The organism is Pseudomonas agronomica (genome assembly GCF_025917275.1).
Classification (GTDB): Bacteria; Pseudomonadota; Gammaproteobacteria; order Pseudomonadales; family Pseudomonadaceae; genus Aquipseudomonas; species Aquipseudomonas agronomica.
On the sequence record NZ_JAOSHO010000393.1, the window covers coordinates 1 to 4,785 of the forward strand.

General features: G+C 60.3%; 4 protein-coding genes. All 4 read right to left on the reverse strand.

Annotated elements, in window-relative coordinates; genetic code table 11:
• Positions 1–33 precede the first annotated feature (33 nt).
• Entirely contained in the window at positions 34–1,002 is a 969-nt protein-coding gene (araH, locus tag OC610_RS21290) for an L-arabinose ABC transporter permease AraH (RefSeq protein WP_264430544.1), read from the reverse strand.
• 10 nt (positions 1,003–1,012) lie between these two features.
• On the reverse strand, positions 1,013–2,557 hold the full coding sequence (araG, locus tag OC610_RS21295) for an L-arabinose ABC transporter ATP-binding protein AraG (protein ID WP_264430547.1): 1,545 nt from the start codon (positions 2,555–2,557) through the stop codon (positions 1,013–1,015).
• Between the two features lie 75 nt (positions 2,558–2,632).
• Positions 2,633–3,637: a substrate-binding domain-containing protein gene (locus OC610_RS21300; protein WP_264430548.1), complete on the reverse strand. Its 1,005-nt coding sequence runs from the start codon at positions 3,635–3,637 to the stop codon at positions 2,633–2,635.
• Between the two features lie 175 nt (positions 3,638–3,812).
• Positions 3,813–4,631 carry an SDR family oxidoreductase gene (locus OC610_RS21305; protein WP_264430549.1) on the reverse strand — a complete coding sequence of 273 codons (819 nt, stop codon included), beginning with the start codon at positions 4,629–4,631 and terminating at the stop codon, positions 3,813–3,815.
• Positions 4,632–4,785 lie beyond the last annotated feature (154 nt).

Below are 4,785 nucleotides of genomic sequence, written 5' to 3' on the forward strand. Positions count from 1 at the left end.
CTCGCGAAAGCGGTCTAGCGGGTTACTGATTGTTCAGCGTTGCTTCAGCCGGTCGATCACCACCGCCAGCAGCAGGATCGAGCCACGGATCACGTACTGGTAGAACGTGTCGATGTTCTTCAGGTTCATCGCGTTCTCGATGATCGCCAGGATCAGCACACCGGCGATAACGTGGCGGATCATGCCGATGCCGCCGCTCAACGAAACCCCACCGAGCACGCAGGCCGAGATCACGGTCAGCTCGAAGCCTTGGCCGATCATGGGTTGGCCCGACGTCATGCGCGAGGCCAGGATCACGCCTGCCAGCGCACCGATCAAACCGTGCACGGCGAAGATGATGATCTTGGTGCGATCAACGTTTACCCCCGCCAACAATGCCGCTTCCTGGTTGCCACCGATGGCCATGGTGTTGCGCCCGTAGGTGGTGTAGTTCAACAACCAGCCGAAGAATAGAAAGCAGGCAATGGTGATCAGGATCGGCACCGGCACGCCGAACAACTGACCGTTACCGAAGACGAAGAAAGACTCTTCGGAAACGCCGACCGCTTTACCGTTGGCAAAGATATAGGCCAGGCCACGGACGATCTGCATGGTCGCCAGCGTAGTAATCAGCGCATTGACCCGCAGTTTCGCAATCACGATGCCATTGATCAAGCCAACGATCAGCCCCATCACCAGCGCCGCGCTGACGCCGAGGAAGACGCTGTCAGTGTCGCGCATCACCACGGCCGCAACCACGCCGGCACAGGCGATCACCGAACCGACCGACAAGTCGAAGTGCCCGGACGCCAGGCAATACAGCATGGTGCAGGCCGCAATACCGGTGGTGGAAATCGCCAGGCCCAGGCCGCGCATATTCAGTGGCGACAGGAAGTTATCGATCATCAGGGTGCAGAGCACGAAAATCCCGATGGCCGCCAGCAGCATGACCCAGTCGTCGAGGAAACGGCGCAGGTCCAGGGGTTTGCGTGCCGTTGGCAGTGCATTGTTTTGAATGGTCATGATTTACCTCTCAGTTCGCCGCGTCGGCAACGCGTTGGCGCGGCAGCGCCAGTTGCAGCAGGTTGGATTCGTTGGCCTGGTCACGCGGCAGCTCGCCACGCATGGCCCCTTCGCAGAGCACCAGGATTCGGTCGGAAATGCCCATCACTTCCATCAGGTCGCTGGACACCACGATCACGGCGATGCCGTCAGCCGCCAGGTTGTGGATAATCTGGTAGATCTCCGCCTTGGCACCGATGTCGATGCCACGGGTCGGCTCATCCAGCAGCAGGACTTTCATCGGCATCGACAGCCAGCGACCCAGAATCGCCTTCTGCTGGTTGCCGCCGGACAGATACATGATTTTCTGGCTCGCAGCCGGGGTCTTCACTTTCAGCGACTTGATCTGCTTGTCGGCATTGCCCCGCTCCCAGTCACCACGCAACAGGCAGCCGAGCGCGGAATGAGCCGGACGAGCGCTGATATTGATATTCTCGCCCACGCTGCCCAGCGGGATGATGCCTTCCTTCTTGCGGTCTTCCGGGCAGAGCAACACGCCGGCCCCGATGGCATCCCGGGGTGAACGCAGCTTCAGCTCCTTGCCGTGCAGCACCAGGCTGCCTTCGCTCTGGCGCTCCAGGCCACTGAGCAAGCGCAGCAGTTCGGTGCGACCGGCGCCGACCAGCCCGAACAGGCCGAGGATCTCGCCCTTGTGCACCTGGAAGCTCACCGGCTCACGCAGGCCCGGCCCGAGCAGGCCTTTTACCTGCAACGCCACATCGCCGCGCTCCCGGGGACGGTAGTCATAAATGTCCTCGATATCGCGACCGACCATGCACGTGACCAACTGATCGTGGGTCAGCTCGCTCATGTTCTCGAAAGTACGGACATAACGCCCGTCCTTGAAGACCGTCACTGCGTTACAGATACGGAACACTTCCTCCATGCGGTGGCTGACGTACAGCACCACTTTGCCCTCGTCCCGCAGGCGGGCGATGATCGCCATCAACCGGTCGATTTCCCGGGCCGACAGGCTGCTGGTCGGCTCATCGAAGGCGATGACGTGGGCGCCACGGGACAACGCCTTGGCGATTTCCACCAATTGGCGCTGACCCAGGGACAGGCGACCGACTTTTTCCTGCGGGTCGATTTCATCGGCCAGGCCTTTGAGCAGCGTCAACGCCTGCTGGCGCAGCACGCCACGATTGACCAGGCCGAAACGCGCCGGCAAGTGACCGAGGAACAAGTTCTCCGCGACGGTCATTTCCGGCACCAGGTGCAACTCCTGGTGAATCACCGCGACACCACTGGCGATGCTGTCGGCGGTGCCTTTGAAGGCCATCGTCTGCTCGCCGATCTGCAGATCACCGCTGCTCGGAATGTAGGCGCCACCGAGGATCTTGAGCAAGGTGGACTTGCCCGCGCCGTTCTCGCCCATCAAGGCATGCACCTGCCCCGGATGCGCGACGAAACTGATATTGGCCAGCGCCTGCACGCCGGGAAACGATTTACCGATCCCGTTGAATCGCAAGCTGCCACCGATGTTCTGTTGCTGTGCCGCTGTTTGCGCTTGCATAACCACCTCGAACTTACAGAGATCAAGCGACCCGGTCACGCGTGTGACCGGGGCCGCTTTTGAATCAACCGGCCATCAATTCCACAGGCCGATCTTTTCCAGCTCCTGCTTGAAGTTCTCCCGGGTGATCAGCGTCACCTCGTCCATGGCGGTGTACTTCGGCGGCTCCTTACCGGCAGTGATCCACTCGTACATCATTTCGGCAGTCTTGTAGCCTTCGATGTGCGGGCTTGGCAGCATCGAACCGAAGAAGCCGCTTTCCGGTTTCTTCAGCTCGCCGATGGCGTCGGTGCCGTTGATACCAATACCGATCACGTTGGCCGCCTTGAACCCAGCCGCTTCGGTGGCGCGCACGCCGCCCAGCACGGTGTTGTCGTTCATGCCGCCGATGATCAGGTTTTTCGCAGCGCTTGGCAGCTTCACCAGCGCCGAGTTGGTGGAGTCCATACTGCCGGGGACGTCGAGGGTTTTCAGCGCCGCAAACAGGATATGGTCTTCCGGCATCCCGGCTTTTTTCAGGGCATCGACCGAACCGTCAGTGCGCTTCTTGCCGGTGTCCAGCTCGTTGAAGGTATTGACTACAGCGTAGGTTTCTTTCCAATCCCAGTTGCGCTTTTTCGCTTCAGCGGCCATCGCGGCGCCTTGCTTCTGGCCAACCTCGAACGCCGCCATGCCCAGGTACGGCACGTCTTCCATGAACTTGCCCTTGGAGTCGACAAACCGGTCGTCGACGGCGATCACCTTGAGATCGTTAAGCTTGGCCTTGGCCATGATGGCCGGGCCGAGGGACACGTCTGGCGGGCAGATCACAAAGCCCTTGGCACCGTTGGCGGCGAGGCTGTCGATGGCCGAAAGGGTCTTCTCGCCGTCGGGCACGGCGATCTTGATCAATTCGAAGCCTTTATCTTTGGCTGCCTTCTCGGCGAACGCCCATTCGGTCTGGAACCAGGGCTCCTCGGCCTGCTTGACCAGGAAACCGATTTTTACCGGATCGGCCGCCAGCAAGTGGCTGCTGAGGCTGACCGCGGTCACCGCCAGGGCGGCGCGACACAGGGAACGGATCCCACGACGATGTTTCATAGCTGACTCCTTGTTTTTTTTATTGAAAGCCAAACGTCCAGGGATCTGCTCCACGTGGGTGGAAATGCCGCAGGCTGGTCGCTCAAATCGTGTTACTGCACAGCATAGGTCTAAATAGTCATATCGTATGATGATTGGATTACAGGCGAAGTTTCCTACCGCAATCCAAGAATGTTCAGTCGTGGTACATGACCGAACGTCCACCATCGATGGTGATGCATGAGGCATTGATAAACGGTGCTTCGTCACTGGCCAGGAACACGGCCGTCATCGCCACTTCGATCGGCTGCCCGATACGCCGTGGCGGGTGCAGATCCAGCGCGCGCTGGCGTTCGGCATGGGGATCGGCGAAGCCGTTCCAGTAATCGATGTTCAGTTGCGTCTCGATGTAGCCCGGCGCAATGGCATTCACGCGCACGCCCTTGGGCGCGTATTCGATGCCCAGGGCGCGGGTCAGCCCGAGTAGGCCATGCTTGGCGACGGGATACGGGAAACAGCCAGGAATGATGTGGGACGAATGGGTCGAGGCGATATTGATGATGCTGCCCACGCCCTGCTCGATCATTTGCGGCAATACCGCCTTGCAACCGTACCAGGCGCCATCCAGGTCGATGGCGAAGCAGCGGCGCCAGTCCTCTTCGGTCATTTCCAGCGGATCGCGGAACACATTGACGCCAGCGCAGTTCACCAGCACATCGATGCGACCGTGCAGTTCAACAGCCCGGCGGGCCATGGCGTGCAGATCCTGCTGGTTCGAAACGTCGACCTTCAGCGCCTGCACATCGGCGCCTTGTCCGCGCCAATGGGCGGCGACGGCTTCGACCTTTTCAGCCTGGATATCGCTGATCACCAGGCGCGCCTGTTGCGAAGCGAATGCAGCCACGATTGCTTCACCGATGCCTTGGGCCGCGCCGGTCAGCAACACGACCTTGTTTTTCAGTCGCTGCCCTTTGGGAGGCTCGGGCACGGGAGGCAAGCACAACACGTCAGCCATGAATCACGGCTCCCGCAGGCAGGCACGACAAAAACCGGACATCCATGGATGACCGGCCTGACAGAGCCTGAACGAGGAGTTGCTCGCGAACGCCGCCAGGGCGTCCGGGAAAAGATCGATGCATCGCTTCACCTGTTTTGTTTTTTTAGTGTGA